The organism is Cytobacillus sp. NCCP-133 (assembly GCF_026011715.1).
In the GTDB taxonomy this organism is placed as follows: domain Bacteria; phylum Bacillota; class Bacilli; order Bacillales; family Cytobacillaceae; genus Cytobacillus.
Window position 1 is genome coordinate 22,067 of the sequence record NZ_BRVM01000013.1, and the last position, 15,573, is coordinate 37,639.

Consider the following 15,573-nt stretch of genomic DNA (forward strand, 5'->3'; position numbering starts at 1 on the left):
TTATTAGCAAGGAATGAATACTATAGAAAGAACAAAGCAAGGGGGTAATGAAGTGGACAAGAAAGAAGATAAGCACCCATTTAATTTAAGTGAAATGGAGGAATGGATGGAAAAGTTTTTCCTTGATCCTCATACATCCTATATGGATCAGTTTACCTTTCGGATTGATCTATTTGAAACAGAGACAGAAATAATTGTTGAAGCGCTATTAATCGGCTGTGTACCAAAAGATGTAACCGTTTCCTTGAAGGATAATAAGGTGATTATAAAAGCTCAAAAAAAAGAACTGCCCACAGAAAATAGTGGCCAACCCTGCATAAGAAAGGTAGAACTTCCTTTTCCAGTCATTGACAAAAAGGTAGGGGCCGCCTTTTCAAACGGAATATTGGAGATTTTTATAGCCAAGAATGAAGCTGGGCCTGGCTGTAATAGATATATAACGATCCCTTGATTAAAACTGAGTTAGAGTATGCCTGATTTCTGCTCATAAGTTTACATAATATTAATATCGTTCACTTGCCTATTAATAAACCTTCCCCTATATGGAGAAGGTTTCAAATTATTCTTGCATTTTTTCAATAATATCCTTGGACTTCGGAAAAACGCCCGTATTCAATTTGGAATAAAGCTTTTCTCCATTAACCGTCAATTCAAACGCTCCGCCCGAACTCGGAATAAGCTCCATTTTTAAGATATCGGAACGGAAATGTGTAAATAGTTCTTCCGCGAAACTCGCGGCTTTTGGTGCATAGTTTCACATCATGCAAAATTCAATGGTAACTTCGTAAGGTTTCATACTAACTCCCCCAAATGTAATATTCTAGAATGTAAATATACTCACATTTTAGTACAATCTCTAGCTGACTGCAAATTGTTCCTCCCTTCTTGCCATTAACTAAATTCGGGCAGGCGATTTTGCCGCTGTCTGGATGGATTGACATTTCAATTTCAAAATATAAAGAGGACAGCTGTATCGGCTGTCCTTTTGGATTTATGTTCACTTTGTTTTTAGCTTATCAAGCATATCTGCTGTCATTTTTGCAAGATCAAATTCTGCTTTAAAGCCCCACTCTTCTTTTGCTGCTGTGGCATCTATCGAATTTGGCCAGCTGTCAGCAATAGCCTGGCGTACAGGATCGACATCGTAGGAGAGTTCAAATCCTGGGATGTGCTTTCGGATTTCAGCAGCAATCTGCTCCGGTTCAAAACTCATCGCAGTAACGTTAAAAGAATTGCGGTGACTTAATTTATCAGCGTCCGCTTCCATTAAATCTACAATTGCATTTAATGCGTCAGGCATATACATCATATCCATGTAAGTGCCTTTATCGATATAGGACGTATAACGGCCATTTTTAATGGCTTCGTAATAAATCTCAACGGCATAATCCGTTGTTCCTCCACCAGGAGGAGTAACATAGGAGATTAAGCCTGGAAAACGTAAACCTCTCGTATCAACACCAAACTTATGGTAGTAATAATCAGATAACAATTCGCCTGCCACTTTATTTACACCGTACATTGTAGTTGGCCTGTGGATTGTATCCTGCGGCGTATTGTCCTTTGGCGTAGAAGGTCCAAAAGCGCCAATGGAGCTTGGCGTAAAGAATTGAGCTTTGCATTCTCTAGCTGTTTCCAATGCGTTCAGGAGGCCGCCCATATTCAAATTCCATGCAAATACAGGATTGGCCTCAGCGGTAGCAGACAAAAGCGCGGCCATATGAATAACTGTATCAATATCATATTTTTTCGCCGTTTCTAACATTGTTTTTGCATCGGTTACGTCAACCATTTCAAAAGGTCCAGAGTGAGCTGCTTCAGATTCATTTTTTCTGATATCCGTTGCGATTACATTATCTGTCCCATATATGTCTCTTAATTTTAAGGTGAGTTCGGAGCCGATTTGTCCTAATGCACCTGTAATCATTATTCGTTTCATTATTACCCTCCACTTTTCCTCTTTGCCTTAAAAAGTTTGTCTATTAACATCTTTGTTGGCTCTCGTATATTTTTTTTTCTAAAATTCTGCCCGTTGGTTAACCTTAGTTATCGATTTAATAACAACAAACTTTACGAAAACCACCATTATTAAGAAACTAAATAATTCCCATTTCTTTGCCGACTTTTTCATAGATGGCAATGGCATGATCAAGCATTTCTTTTGTATGCGCCGCAGAAGGCATGTTTCTGACACGTCCTGTTCCTTTAGGGACCGTTGGGAATACGATTGATTTCGCATATACGCCTTCTTCATTAAGCTTTTTGCTGAATTCCTGTGTTTTTACCTCATCACCGACAATGCAAGGTGTGATTGGTGTTTCACTTTCACCGATATCAAAACCTAATTTCTTCAGGCCATCTTTTAAATAGTTGGCATTTTCCCAAAGCCTTTCATTAAGCTCAGTGCTTTCCATTAATAGCTCGATTGCCCTGATGCTTGCTGCTACATCTGCAGGAGTTAAGGATGTTGAGAATAAGAATGGTCTGCTGCGCACTTTGAGCCAGTCAATTAAGTCCTTCTTGCCAGCCACATATCCGCCTACTACTCCAATTGCCTTCGAAAGTGTACCGATTTGGAAATCGATTTTATCAGATAATCCGAAATGCTTAACAGTTCCAGCTCCTTTTCCAAGAACACCCGACCCATGCGCATCATCAACATAAGTAATTAGATCAAGTTCTTCAGCAATCTCCACAATCTCAGGAAGCTTCGCAATATCACCATCCATTGAGAATACACCATCAGTGATGACCATGATTTTCTTGAATTGTCCTGATTCCTTTGCTTCCTTTGCTTTCGCTCCTAAATCTTCCATATCTGAATGGTTGAAACGAATGATTTTTGATCTTGATAAACGGCATCCATCAATAATGGAAGCATGGTTTAACTCATCTGAAAGAATGGCATCATTTTTATCCATAACAGCTGATATTGCAGCCATGTTACAGTTAAAACCAGACTGGTAAGCGATAGCTGCCTCTGTATGCTTGAACTCCGCGAGCTTCTCTTCCAGCTTTGTGTGGAGTTCAAGTGTTCCATTGATCGTGCGGACAGCGCCTGCCCCCACTCCATACTTTTTAACCGCCTCGATTGCAGTCTTCTTTAGTCGTTCATCTGTGGCCAAACCTAAGTAGTTATTGGAAGAAAGGTTAATGAGTTTTCTGCCTTTAATTTTTATTATTGGTCCATTTGGACTTTCAAGAGGATCAATTACATTATAAAGGCCTCTATCTTTTAAATCTTCCAGATTTTCTTTTAAAAAAGAATCTAAGATTTTGCTTGTCACTTAATAATTCCCCCTATACATTTTTAATAAATGTCGCTAACTCAAAAACAACTGTTTTTCTAGAGAGGACATAAAATCCTTAGGTAAGTAAAGCTATGTAAAGGTTTTTCAAATATTACTTTAACACATTTTTTGACTTTGTACACTTATGGAGGACACAGTTTTATAAAAAATGTCCTCCACGCTAAAATAGTTTACCCCTTTACCCTGAAACTGTTTCAATTATTTCTAAAGTTGTCCATTAAGAGTACCCATCTAAATCAATCCGTAATCCTGAATAAAATACACAAAATTGAGCTGTTTACTCAATCTATTTCCGGGGAACCAATTCAACAAAGGAAAAATTGATCAGGCATAAGTCCTTTGAGGTACTAAAATAAACCCTCCATTAAATGTAACTTTCATAAGTGCATCCGAAAACCGATTCGTTTAAATTTCTAAAAGCAGTTCTTTTAAAGTATCAATTAAATATAAATATACTAATGCCCTTAAAAACAAGCATCTTTAATTAACTTTTATAAGAGATATTACTTTATAATTTATTTATTAATAATTATTATAAAAAAGTATTGATTTTATATTGATAAATGTTATCATTAATTTTATAAGCAACCTATTAAATTAAATTATTTATGAGGTGAAGAAAGAATGACTAAAAACAACAACCTTACTACTAGCTGGGGCGCACCTGTAGGCGATAATCAACATTCTATGACTGCTGGCTCAAGAGGGCCAACATTAATCCAGGATGTATATTTACTTGAAAAGCTGGCTCACTTTAACAGAGAGCGTGTGCCTGAGCGAGTTGTACATGCAAAAGGTGCTGGTGCACACGGCTATTTTGAAGTAACTAATGACCTCACAAAATATACAAAGGCAGCATTCCTATCAGAAGTAGGAAAACACACTCCCCTGTTTATTCGCTTTTCCACAGTGGCTGGAGAGCTTGGATCAGCTGATACAGTCCGTGACCCCCGTGGTTTTGCAGTTAAGTTTTATACGGAAGAAGGAAACTATGACCTGGTCGGGAATAACACTCCTGTATTCTTTATCCGCGATGCGATCAAGTTCCCTGATTTTATCCATACACAAAAACGCGACCCTAAAACTCACCTAAAAAATCCAACAGCTGTTTGGGATTTCTGGTCGCTGTCACCTGAATCTCTTCATCAGGTAACAATCTTAATGTCTGACCGCGGAATTCCTGCCACACTAAGACATATGCATGGTTTCGGAAGCCATACATTCAAGTGGGTCAATGATAAAGGTGAAGGGGTTTGGGTTAAATATCATTTCAAAACAGAGCAAGGCGTCAAGAATCTCAGCGTAGAAGCTGCAGCTAAAATGGCTGGAGAAAACCCTGATTACCATACAGAGGATTTATTTAATGCAATTGAAAATGGAGATTACCCATCATGGAAGCTATGTGTACAAATCATGCCTCTTGAAGATGCGAATACTTACCGTTTTGATCCATTCGATGTTACAAAAGTTTGGTCACAAAAAGACTACCCATTAATCGAAGTAGGACGCATGGTTCTCAATAAAAATCCTGAAAATTACTTTGCAGAGGTTGAGCAGGCTACCTTCTCTCCAGGAACTCTAGTACCAGGCATTGATGTATCACCTGACAAAATGCTTCAAGGCCGCCTGTTTGCTTACCATGATGCCCACCGTTACCGTGTAGGGGCGAACCATCAAATGCTTCCAATCAACCGTCCTAAGAATGAAGTTAAAAACTATCAGCGCGACGGTCAAATGCGATTTGATAACAACGGCGGCGGATCTGTCTACTATGAGCCAAACAGCTTTGGCGGTCCAACAGAAGTATCTGAACACAAGCAGGCAGCCTATCCTGTTTCCGGATTGGCTGAAAGTGTCGCCTATGACCATAATGACCACTATACACAGGCCGGTGACTTGTACCGCTTAATGAGCGAAGATGAGCGCTCCCGCCTCGTGGCAAATATTGTGGCAGCCATGAAGCCTGTGGAAAAAGAAGAAATCAAACTTCGCCAGATTCAGCACTTCTATAAGGCAGATCCTGAATATGGCACACGGATAGCTAAGGGGCTTGGCTTGGCAATCCCACAGGGTGTTAAGTAATAGACTATTAATAGAGAGAAACTCCTTCTATTTTCATTTTCATTGTTAAATTATCAATTAAGAAGACACTCATTGACGACCAATGGGTGTCTTTTACATTCCTCCTCCCTTGACACATGAATTAATAATCGCTGTGACAAATTGTAAATTTTCTCGTCAGAAAGGTATTTTAGATGCAGAATTAAAATTAATATCTTCAATCCAGCCGTTTCCGTCTAGTCTAAGCGATAAAAATCTAGTATTATGTAGAGATGGATTATTTAAGGATAAAGCGAGGATTAAAAACAATGAGTTTATTAACTGTAGATAAATTGAGCCACACATTCGGGGACCGTACATTATTCAAAGATGTAACGTTCCGTTTGCTAGCAGAAGACCATGTAGGTCTTGTAGGTGCAAATGGAGTTGGTAAATCAACACTAATGAATATTATCACAGGCCAGCTGATTCATGATTCAGGCCGTGTGGAATGGACACCAGGAACAGAATATGGTTACCTTGATCAGCATACGGTGCTAACACCCGGCAAAACAATGCGTGATGTCCTTAAGGATGCGTTCCTTCCTCTATTTGAACAGGAAAAAGAATTAAATGAAGTTACTGCCAAAATGGCAGATGCTGCACCAGAAGAACTTGAAGAACTCCTGGGAAAAATGGGTGAGATCCAGGACCGCCTTGATGCTGGCGGTTTCTATTCTTTAGATATAAAAATTGAAGAAGCGGCACGAGGACTTGGTCTTGATGCAATTGGGCTAGACCGAGATGTTTCAGCTTTAAGCGGCGGACAGCGTACGAAAGTCCTTTTAGCGAAACTCCTATTGGAACAGCCTAAAGTTTTGCTCCTTGACGAGCCGACAAACTATCTGGATGTCGAACATATTCGCTGGCTGACGAACTATTTAAAAGAATACCCTTATGCTTTCATGCTGATTTCCCATGATACTGAATTCATGAACCAGGTGTCCAATACGATTTTCCACTTGGAGTTTTCTAAGCTTGCGCGCTACACAGCAAGCTACGAAAAGTTTCTTGAATTAGCAGAAATAAATAAGAACCAGCATCTAAATGCATATGAAAAGCAGCAGGAATTCATTAAGAAACAGGAAGACTTTATTGCAAAAAACAAAGCTCGCTACTCAACGACAGGCCGAGCAAAAAGCAGACAAAAACAGCTTGACCGTATGGAAAGAATTGACCGGCCTGAAACTGCTATGAAGCCAACTTTTGAATTCAAAGAATCACGCGGCAGCAGTCGTTATGTGTTCCAGGGTGAGGACTTTGAGATTGGTTATTCGCATCCATTATTGCCGAATATGTCCATGACAATTGAGCGCGGTGAGAAAATAGCGATTGTCGGCTGCAACGGTGTGGGAAAATCGACTTTGCTGAAAACCATGCTTGGTAAAATAAAGCCAATCAGCGGCAAGATTGAACAGGGTGACTTCCTCTTCCCTTCCTACTTTGAACAGGAAGTAAAAGCAGGAAATATGACGCCGATTGATGATGTCTGGAGTGAATTCCCTGGAATGGATCAGCATCAGGTTCGTGCCGCTCTAGCAAAATGCGGATTGAAAAATGAGCATATCTCCCGCCCAATGAATCAGCTTAGCGGAGGAGAGCAGGCAAAAGTCCGACTCTGCAAACTTTTAATGAATGAAAGCAACTGGCTGCTGTTTGATGAGCCTACCAACCACCTTGATGTGACAGCAAAAGAAGAATTGAAACGGGCGCTGAAAGCCTATAAAGGTACAGTGGTACTTGTTTGCCACGAACCTGATTTTTATGAAGATTGGATAACAAAAGTATGGAATGTTGAAGAATGGTCACAGCAATTGAATGCCAACTAAAGAATGTAAATCTCCTGCTAATTTGCAGGGGATTATTTGTTTGGCCCGGGTATACGGCTGATTGACCGTTAAAGGTGAAAATTCGACATATAAACCTAGGTTTTTGGCCGATAAAATTAAGTTATGCAATGTTTGGCCAAATAAAAAGGATTGGATTGTATTTTTAGATATTCAAACAAAAAAGCTGCACTCCCACAGGAATACAGCTTTAATTCTTCTTTTAAATGAAAATAGCTTCATATAATCACCTTTTTAAGAGTTCCCCCGTCATTCCCTACATACGGCTGATGGTTTCTTAGTGTATAATAAGGTGAATTTACAGAATTAAAAACGGTTAAATTTTTCCAAAAATAAAGAACTAATACATACATGACGATGACGAATAATATCAGCTCCACAATCACAGCCATGACGGTGAAGGAACGCTGGCGATTATTTGGCATAATGAAAAGTAGTAAAAAGCACTCTCCCAATTTGGGAAAGTGTTTTTATTCATTCAGCCCATGTATACATGTACTTATCATCTTCTATTAGTTTCGCCTGTTTCACTACTTTTAAAGGCCTGAAGGTATCGATCATAACAGCAAGTTCAAGAGTTTCCTTTTTCCCAATGCTGGCTTCTGTTTTTCCAGGATGCGGACCATGCGGGATGCCGCTTGGATGAAGTGTTATCGATCCTTCCCTGACGCCCTTTCGGCTCATAAAATTCCCCTTTGCATAGTAGAGGAGTTCATCGCTGTTCACATTGCTATGGTAGTATGGTGCTGGAATAGCTTCGGGGTGGTAGTCATAAAGCCTTGGAACAAAAGTACAGACAACGAAATTGTGCCCTTCAAAAGTCTGATGGACGGGAGGAGGCTGATGCACTCTGCCGGTAATCGGTTCAAAATCTTCTATATTAAACACCCAGGGATAAAGATAGCCATCCCACCCTTCCACATCAAGCGGATGGTGATTCAGGATATGCGAATGCAAATATCCTCTCGTTTTCGTGATGACCTCGTATTCTCCTTTTTGATCGTATGTCTCCAATTTTTCCGGACCACGTATATCTCTTTCACAAAATGGGCTATGTTCAAGCAGCTGCCCATATTCATTGCGGTATCTCCTTGGAGTGGTGATTTGGCTAAAAGACTCGACAAGAAGAACTTTAGTAATTTCATTGTCTTTTGGAATAACCCGATAAATGGTCCCGATTGGAATGATGACGTAATCACCCGGGCGATAGGTCAGTGTGCCAAACATTGTTTCTATTTTTCCGGTTCCATAGTGAATATAAAGCATTTCATCACCATCGCCATTCCGGTAAAAGCTTTTCATCGGATCGGTAATATTTGCTGTGCCGATTAACAGATCATCATTTCCAAGCAAGTATTCTCTCGCTGCTAAAGCATCGCCGTTTTTCACTATCTGATCCGTCAGCAAATGGCGGTGTTTCAGGCTATCCTGATCCTCGTATTCAGGGGTATACTTTCCAATTAATTCAGTGCGTGACACTTCTGTCGGCATGTAGTGATGATAAAGAATCGATTGTGTCCCAGAAAATCCTTTCGTTCCCATTACCTGTTCCCGAAATAGGCTGCCGCCTGATTTTCTGAACATAGTATGCCGTTTATGCGGGATGTTTCCCAATTGGCGATAATACATATTTCCACCTCACTCTTTTTCGATTCTATTTTTTAAGATTCCCAGGCTGCTTATTTCAAGCTCCACTTCATCCCCTGGCTCAAGCCATCGATGCACATCGGTACCCAGTTCGAGAATACATCCGCTGCCAACGGTGCCCGAGCCGATGATTTCACCAGGGCACAACGTGACACCTTCAGACGCACGTTCAATCATTTCGTAAAAAGAATAATAGATATCCTGCATATTTCCTTCTGATAATAGAGTCCCATTCACTTTAGCTGTCATCTGCAAATCGTAGCCATTATCAACACGATCATTTTCCAGTTCATCTTTTGTAATGATATAAGGGCCGATGGAAGTTGCGAAATCCTTGCCTTTTGCAGGTCCCAGCCCAACCTTCATTTCTTTTCTCTGGATATCTCTTGCACTCCAGTCATTTAATATGCAGTATCCAAAAATATATTTATCTGCTTCAGATGCTTTAATATCCTTGCCTTCTTTTCCAATAACACAGGCAATTTCCAGCTCATAATCCAGCCATTCACAATTTTTCGGACGCGCTATTTCTTCATTTGGACCTGTTATGCCAAGATGATTAGAAAAATAGAAAACAGGGATGTCATACCATTCAGGTAACATATCAAGTCCTCGATTTGCTCTTGCTGTTTTCACATGTTCTTCGAAAGCATAAAAATCCCGGAAGCTTTTCGGGTTTGGAAGAGGAGCTTTCAAAGCAACTTCTGACATGGGATACACGCCTTTGTCATTATCCTTCAGCGTTTTGCTGGTTGATAAGTATTCCATGTAAAATGCATGATTCTCCAAGAAAGCAAGCATGGTTTTGGGCAGCACGCCATTTGTCGCTTCATGCATATCAACGGCATACTCCTCATTTTTCAGCCACCCTGCTCTTATAGATCCATCTTCTTTTTGAAAGGTTATAAATTTCATAGCATCACCTTGGCTCCGTTTTTCGGATTAATTCAAAAACATCTGTCATAGGCTTTGTGTAGATATGGCCAGCCATCCGGCCGACCGGCTTTAGTTTCTCGGAATTAATCCTTCCATTTTCATATACCTCTTCTGCTACATGTACATGTTCAACCTTTCCAATCACGAGGCTGCCTGAACCGGCATGTTCTCCAAATGGAAGCACTTGGTATAAACTGCACTCCAGGTGCACTTTCGATTCCTTTACTCTTGGCGGCTTAACAGCTGCGCTTTTTTCTTTTGCAAGCCCGGCTGCATCCAGTTCATCTGTAAGGGGTGGGTAATCGGCTGCACATATATTCATCTTATCTGTAAAGTCCTCACTGACGATATTGATGACGAATTCCTTTGTCGCTTCAATATTAGAGAGAGTATCTTTCTTGGAGCCATCCGTCCCTTTTCTCATGGGGGAAAAGCAGATTAGCATAGGATCAGCACAAATGGCTGTAAAAAAGCTGAAAGGTGCAGCATTAACATTACCGCTTTCATCTACAGTTGTGATAAATGCTATGGGACGGGGAAGGATTGAACCTACCATCAATTTATAAGCTTCTTTCCATTCAAGACTTGCAGGATTAATTTCCATTTTATTTACACCCCTTTTCATTTAAAAGCTTTTTGATCACATTTACAGCTGCTTCGTTGTCATCCCTTGTGCCAAGCGTCATCCGACAGGCATCCGCATATCCCGGCAGCTTCATCTGCCGTACAACCAGACCCTGTGAAATCAGGCCTTCTGCTATTAGATGCTGACTGAAGATATAGATAAAATTAGTTTGGGAAGGGAAAAATCCAATTTTCAGCTCTTTGAGTTTCTGGCAGACAAATTTCATTTCATTTGCATTTTTTTCTGCACAGTCCTTCACAAAAGCTTGGTCATTAAGCGCAGCTGCTGCAGCTGCCTGGGCCAGATGGTTTACATTATATACATCCTTTACTTTATGGAGTTCTTTAACAATATCAGAATCCATCATACCATAACCCACTCGAAGTCCGGCAAGGCCATATATTTTTGAAAAAGTCCTTAGGATGATCAGATTAGGATATTTGTCAAGAAGCGAAATCGAATCCAGGTAATCTTCAGACCTCACGTATTCATAATAAGCTTCATCCAAGACGATTAAGATGTTCGGCGGGATTTTTTGTATGAAACTATATAGGTCTTTTTTTGCGGCAATTGTACCTGTAGGATTGTTAGGGTTGCAGATAAATACCATTTTTGTTTCAGCATTTATCTTCGCATACATACCTTCTAAATCATGTGTGCCATTTTGCACAGGGACGGTTACTGACTTACCGCCTTCAATGGCTACATTTGTCTGATATCTCGGAAAGGTGATTTGAGCCATTACTGCTTCATCGCCCGGGCTTATGTAGGCTCTAGTCAGAAGACGGATGATTTCTTCAGAGCCGTTGCTGACCAGAAATTTCTCTTCATTGATCCCATAGAATTCAGCCAACTTGCGTATCAGCTGAGAAACTGTGCCATCCGGATAAAAATATAAGCTGCTAATTGCTTTACTGATGCTTTCTTTTACATCAGGAGAACAGCCGTAGACGTTCTCATTATCGGACATTTTGCGAACAGCCTTTAAATTGAATTTTTGTTTAATCTCTTCTGGAGAGCTTCCCAGCGGGTAAGACATGATCTTTTTCACTGCGCTTCTCGTCTGGATTTTTGCCATAGATATCGCCTCCTTTGCTCGGATTTTTGTTATTAAAAAAAGGAGACAGCATCTCCCTTTTCAGTTTGTTTATAAGTTTCCGCGTCTTTCCTGCTCGCGTTCAATCGATTCGAAAAGAGCTTTAAAGTTCCCTTCACCAAAGCCTCTGGCGCCTTTGCGCTGAATTACTTCAATGAATAGTGTTGGACGGTCAACGATTGGCTTTGTAAATATCTGCAGTAAGTAGCCTTCATCATCTCGGTCAACCAGAATATTTAATTCTTTCAGTTTATCAATCTCTTCATCAATTTCCCCAACCCGTTCAGAAAGCATTTCATAATAGGAATCAGGAGTGCTTAAAAACTCGACCCCATTCTTTCGCAGAATACTGACTGTGTTCACAATATCTTCCGTTAGAATGGCAAGATGCTGAACACCGGGTCCATTATAATATTCAAGGTATTCTTCAATTTGGGACTTGCGCTTCCCTTCAGCCGGCTCATTGATTGGAAATTTTATTCTTCCTCCATTATGCATGACTTTGGACATGAGAGCGGAATATTCAGTTGTGATGTCCTTATCTGTGAAATGTTTCATTTCCTTGAAGCCCATCACGTTCGCATAATAGTTCACCCATTCGTCCATTCTTTCTACATTTCCGACAACATGGTCGATGCCGATAAACCCTGCATCCTCAAAAGGGACTTGCGTTTCATAAGGCTCAAAGCCAGGCATGAAAACTCCCCTATAATTATTCCGCTGGACCAATGTATGGATGGTATCTCCATATGTACCGATGACTGCTTTTTTCACTGTGCCATTCTCATCCTTCGTTTCATAGGGAGGCTGTATTTCTATAGCACCTCTTAAAACTGCCGCTTTATAGGCCTTTTCAACATCCTCAACCGTTAAAGCAATATCTTTGACTCCATCTCCATGCTTTTTAATAAAGCTTGATACTCGAGAGCTATCGTTTAAAGTACCGGTGATGACCAGGCGAATTTTTCTTTGCTGAAGAACATAGGAAACCGTTTCTCTATTGCCTGTTTCCAATCCTGAATACGCGACAGGTTCAAAGCCGAAAGCAGTACAGAAATAATGGAAGGACTGCTTCGCGTTACCGGAATAGATCTCTAAATAATCCACTTCCTTTACAGGGAAGAAATCCTCTGTTTTTTGTTCCTTTAACATTTTTTCTTCTTGCATGTATATCCCTCCGTTAGAATATTACTAATATTTAGAATTATCATATATGAAACTTGCAAATCATCTCAAGAGTTCAAATTAAAGCTATAATGCACTTATGCAGTAAAGTAAATAAATTCTCCTAAAGGAATTCACTTACAGTTATAGCATGTAAATATGAAGCCCTTTCAGTCATCTTTAAACTTTCATCCTCTCTTCTTTCTTGCTCAGCGGCATATGGATTGCCTTATTCTTTAAGGCTTCCACAGCTTCCAGCAATCCTTCATTCACGCTAGGATGAGGATAATTTGGGAAAATCATATCTTCGTCCCTTGCTGCCATTTCCAAAGCTGTGATTCCGCTTGAAATTAATTCAATCGCACCACTTCCAATCATATGGATACCGAGAAGAACATGCTTTTCCTTACAGCTGATCACCTTAATAAATCCATCTTTCTGACCTGTTAATATGCTGTATCCGTTAGCCGAAAGTGGAAATTGGCCAATGTCAATATCATGGCCCATTTTAATAGCTTCTTCTTCCGTTAAGCCCACACTGGCAATTGGTGGCTGGGTATGTGCTACTAATGGAATAAAATGAAAGTCTGATTCGGATTTGATTCCTGCAATTGCTTCTGCAGCTGTTTTTCCTTGTTTAATAGCCTTAACAGCAAGTGCCGGGCCATCTGTTACATCACCGACCGCAAAAATATTAGGCTGTGTGGTTCTGCTTCGGTGATCCACCTTAATAAAACCAGCAGGACATTGTTCAACCCCTATACGATTCAGGCAAAGCTGATCCGTATTCGGTTTTATAGATGCAGAGATAAATAATTGCGAACCAGTAATGGTTTCTGACTTTCCCTCTGACTCCAAAGTTAGCACTACATGATCTTCAGCCAACAGTGAATCCATTACATCTACATTCCTAAGAACATTTATTTTTTTCTTTTTAAACATCCTCTTCAGCTCCCGGCAGATTGAGTGATCAAAATCGAACTCAGTTTTGCCTTCATCGAGGATAAAAATCACTTCAGAACCAAGAGCCTGAAAAGCCATACCTATTTCCAGCGCAATATAATCACTTCCATAAACTAAAAGCTTCTTGGGTGTTTCACTCAGTTCTGCAAATGAATGAATATCGAACACCCTTTCACTTTTTTCCTTAAGCCATAGAGGTTTTTTTGGTGTTCCTCCGGTTGCGATTATCGCATCTTTAAATTTGAACACTTCAAATCTGTCGCCATGTTCGATTCCTACCCTATCCTCCGACAGAAAAGATGCCGAACCTTCAAGAATCTCTACTTTATTGGTTCGGCAAAGAGCTTCAATTCCAGCCCGCAGCTGTTCAATCGTCTTCTTCATGTACTGGTTAAGCTTTTTCAGGTTAACTGATATAGCCTCCCCTTCTAAACCCCAGATTTCCCCGTCCTGAAAAGCAGTGAATTTCCCAGCAGACTGTGTAAGGATTTTCGAAGGAATACAGCCTTTATTTAAACAAATGCCGCCAAGCAAGCTCCTTTCAACTAAAGTAACATGGCGCCCAAGCTGTGCAGCTCGAATCGCCGCATGGTATCCCCCAGGGCCGCCGCCGATAATGATCACGTCACGCTCATGTGCAAGTTCACCAACTACCATTTATACCAACTCCAGAACAATCATTTTCGGATTTTGAATCAGTTCAGCAAACCGGTTTGTAAAGCGTACTGCAGTTGCTCCGTCTGCAACTCGATGGTCAAAGGACATGGATATATTCATAATTGAGCGGATTACAATTTGGTCGCCATCTGCCACAACAGGCATTTTTTTTGTTTTGTGAAAAGACACAAGAGCTGTCTGCGGATGCTGAATAATAGGCGTCGCTCCGAAACTTCCGCCTAGCGGACCCACATTGCTAATCGTAAATGTCCCTCCAGCAATCTCTTTCTCAGTTAGTTTATTTTCAATCGCTTTCCCCGTGAGACGCTTCATCTCCGCATGAATTTCCCGTATCGATTTATTACTAACATGCTTAATAACCGGAACGATCAGGCCCTCTTCCGTATCCACAGCCATACCGATATGATGCTCACTGTGCAAATGAATTTCTTCTTTTGCTTCATGTAGCTCCCCATTGAACACCGGGAACTCGTTTAGGCAGATGGATAAAGCCTTCAGGAAGAATGCCGTTGCCGATATATTTTGATTCAGACTCTTGAGTTCTTTTCTAAACGAGATCAGCTCTGTTACATCGACCTCTTCAAAATGGGTACAATGGGGAATGGTAGAAAGCGATTTTTCCATTTTCTTGGCAATCACTTTTCTTCTGCCTCTAAAAGGGATGATGCCTTTATCTGTAGTCGTTTTTTCCAAATGTTCCGGTGAAAATGCTATTTCCAGTTCAACAGGTTTCGTCTGTGCCGATGCCATACATTTAAAAATATCTTCATCCATCACACGGCCAGCAGGACCTGTTCCTATAACATTATCAATGTCGATTCCATTCTCGCGTGCAATTTTTCTCGTAAAAGGAGAGGCAAGCACTCGTTTGCCTTTAAATGCGGCAAAAGAATGCAGGAGCTCTTGCTGCGGCTTAAATGCTGCCCCCATGGAGATGGCTTCCTCTTCATTTTCCGGACCGGCTTGGCCTTCCTCCTCTAAAATTAAAATTGTGGTCCCAACTGAAACCGTTTCGCCAGGCTGGACTTTAAATTCCTTAATAATACCTGCTCTGGGAGCCGGAATTTCTGCAGTCATTTTATCAGTCTGTACTTCGACAAGCGGTGCATCAGCTTTAACTGCTTCCCCGGGTTTGACCAAGAAGCAATTGATCTCTGCTTCTGTCAAGCCTTCTCCAATATCATGCAGTTTAACTTCCACGACTTC

12 protein-coding genes and 1 pseudogene are annotated in these 15,573 nt (G+C 40.6%); 3 read left to right on the plus strand and 10 right to left on the minus strand.

Annotation, left to right across the window (positions count from 1 at the left end; genetic code table 11):
* The first annotated feature begins 52 nt into the window (after positions 1–52).
* Positions 53–451: an Hsp20/alpha crystallin family protein gene (locus NCCP133_RS14930; protein WP_264805854.1), complete on the plus strand. Its 399-nt coding sequence runs from the start codon at positions 53–55 to the stop codon at positions 449–451.
* 108 nt (positions 452–559) lie between these two features.
* Here the strand turns inward: NCCP133_RS14930 and NCCP133_RS21990 are convergent.
* The 3 genes and pseudogenes from NCCP133_RS21990 to NCCP133_RS14940 form a co-directional block, all read right to left on the minus strand.
* Positions 560–742: pseudogene (locus NCCP133_RS21990) on the minus strand (Rdx family protein); the annotation flags it as partial.
* A gap of 255 nt (positions 743–997) precedes the next feature.
* A complete protein-coding gene (locus NCCP133_RS14935) occupies positions 998–1,939 on the minus strand; it encodes an L-threonine 3-dehydrogenase (RefSeq protein WP_264805855.1) in 942 nt (313 codons plus the stop codon).
* A 157-nt stretch (positions 1,940–2,096) separates the two neighbouring features.
* On the minus strand, positions 2,097–3,287 hold the full coding sequence (locus NCCP133_RS14940; RefSeq protein WP_264805856.1) for a glycine C-acetyltransferase: 1,191 nt from the start codon (positions 3,285–3,287) through the stop codon (positions 2,097–2,099).
* A 648-nt stretch (positions 3,288–3,935) separates the two neighbouring features.
* On the opposite strand from NCCP133_RS14940, the gene katA reads away from it, so the two are divergent.
* Positions 3,936–5,393, plus strand: a complete 1,458-nt coding sequence (gene katA, locus NCCP133_RS14945) for a catalase KatA (RefSeq protein WP_264805858.1) — start codon at positions 3,936–3,938, stop codon at positions 5,391–5,393.
* Between the two features lie 287 nt (positions 5,394–5,680).
* Positions 5,681–7,240: an ABC-F family ATP-binding cassette domain-containing protein gene (locus tag NCCP133_RS14950; protein ID WP_264805859.1), complete on the plus strand. Its 1,560-nt coding sequence runs from the start codon at positions 5,681–5,683 to the stop codon at positions 7,238–7,240.
* Between the two features lie 492 nt (positions 7,241–7,732).
* On the opposite strand, the gene NCCP133_RS14955 is transcribed toward NCCP133_RS14950, so the two are convergent.
* From NCCP133_RS14955 to NCCP133_RS14985, 7 genes are all read right to left on the minus strand, one after another.
* Positions 7,733–8,887 (minus strand): homogentisate 1,2-dioxygenase, encoded by a 1,155-nt coding sequence (locus NCCP133_RS14955; protein WP_264805860.1) that lies wholly within the window; start codon positions 8,885–8,887, stop codon positions 7,733–7,735.
* A gap of 9 nt (positions 8,888–8,896) precedes the next feature.
* Positions 8,897–9,820, minus strand: coding sequence for a fumarylacetoacetate hydrolase family protein (locus NCCP133_RS14960; protein WP_264805861.1), 924 nt, complete (start codon positions 9,818–9,820; stop codon positions 8,897–8,899).
* Between the two features lie 4 nt (positions 9,821–9,824).
* Positions 9,825–10,445, minus strand: a complete 621-nt coding sequence (locus NCCP133_RS14965) for a flavin reductase family protein (protein ID WP_264805862.1) — start codon at positions 10,443–10,445, stop codon at positions 9,825–9,827.
* A 1-nt stretch (position 10,446) separates the two neighbouring features.
* Positions 10,447–11,544 carry a histidinol-phosphate transaminase gene (gene hisC / locus NCCP133_RS14970; protein WP_264805863.1) on the minus strand — a complete coding sequence of 366 codons (1,098 nt, stop codon included), beginning with the start codon at positions 11,542–11,544 and terminating at the stop codon, positions 10,447–10,449.
* Positions 11,545–11,613: 69 nt separating this feature from the next.
* Positions 11,614–12,729: a 4-hydroxyphenylpyruvate dioxygenase gene (hppD, locus tag NCCP133_RS14975; RefSeq protein ID WP_264805864.1), complete on the minus strand. Its 1,116-nt coding sequence runs from the start codon at positions 12,727–12,729 to the stop codon at positions 11,614–11,616.
* Positions 12,730–12,906: 177 nt separating this feature from the next.
* Entirely contained in the window at positions 12,907–14,346 is a 1,440-nt protein-coding gene (lpdA, locus tag NCCP133_RS14980) for a dihydrolipoyl dehydrogenase (protein ID WP_264805866.1), read from the minus strand.
* A complete protein-coding gene (locus tag NCCP133_RS14985) occupies positions 14,347–15,567 on the minus strand; it encodes a dihydrolipoamide acetyltransferase family protein (protein WP_264805867.1) in 1,221 nt (406 codons plus the stop codon). It lies immediately after the preceding gene.
* Positions 15,568–15,573 lie beyond the last annotated feature (6 nt).

What these genes read in the sequence shown, in the direction of transcription:
- NCCP133_RS14935 (WP_264805855.1), bottom strand. Translation starts at nt 1,939, where the DNA reads ATGAAACGAATAATGATTACAGGTGCATTAGGACAAATCGGCTCCGAA.
- katA (WP_264805858.1), top strand. Translation starts at nt 3,936, where the DNA reads ATGACTAAAAACAACAACCTTACTACTAGCTGGGGCGCACCTGTAGGC.
- NCCP133_RS14950 (WP_264805859.1), top strand. Translation starts at nt 5,681, where the DNA reads ATGAGTTTATTAACTGTAGATAAATTGAGCCACACATTCGGGGACCGT.
- NCCP133_RS14955 (WP_264805860.1), bottom strand. Translation starts at nt 8,887, where the DNA reads ATGTATTATCGCCAATTGGGAAACATCCCGCATAAACGGCATACTATG.
- NCCP133_RS14960 (WP_264805861.1), bottom strand. Translation starts at nt 9,820, where the DNA reads ATGAAATTTATAACCTTTCAAAAAGAAGATGGATCTATAAGAGCAGGG.
- NCCP133_RS14965 (WP_264805862.1), bottom strand. Translation starts at nt 10,445, where the DNA reads ATGGAAATTAATCCTGCAAGTCTTGAATGGAAAGAAGCTTATAAATTG.
- hisC (WP_264805863.1), bottom strand. Translation starts at nt 11,544, where the DNA reads ATGGCAAAAATCCAGACGAGAAGCGCAGTGAAAAAGATCATGTCTTAC.
- hppD (WP_264805864.1), bottom strand. Translation starts at nt 12,729, where the DNA reads ATGCAAGAAGAAAAAATGTTAAAGGAACAAAAAACAGAGGATTTCTTC.
- lpdA (WP_264805866.1), bottom strand. Translation starts at nt 14,346, where the DNA reads ATGGTAGTTGGTGAACTTGCACATGAGCGTGACGTGATCATTATCGGC.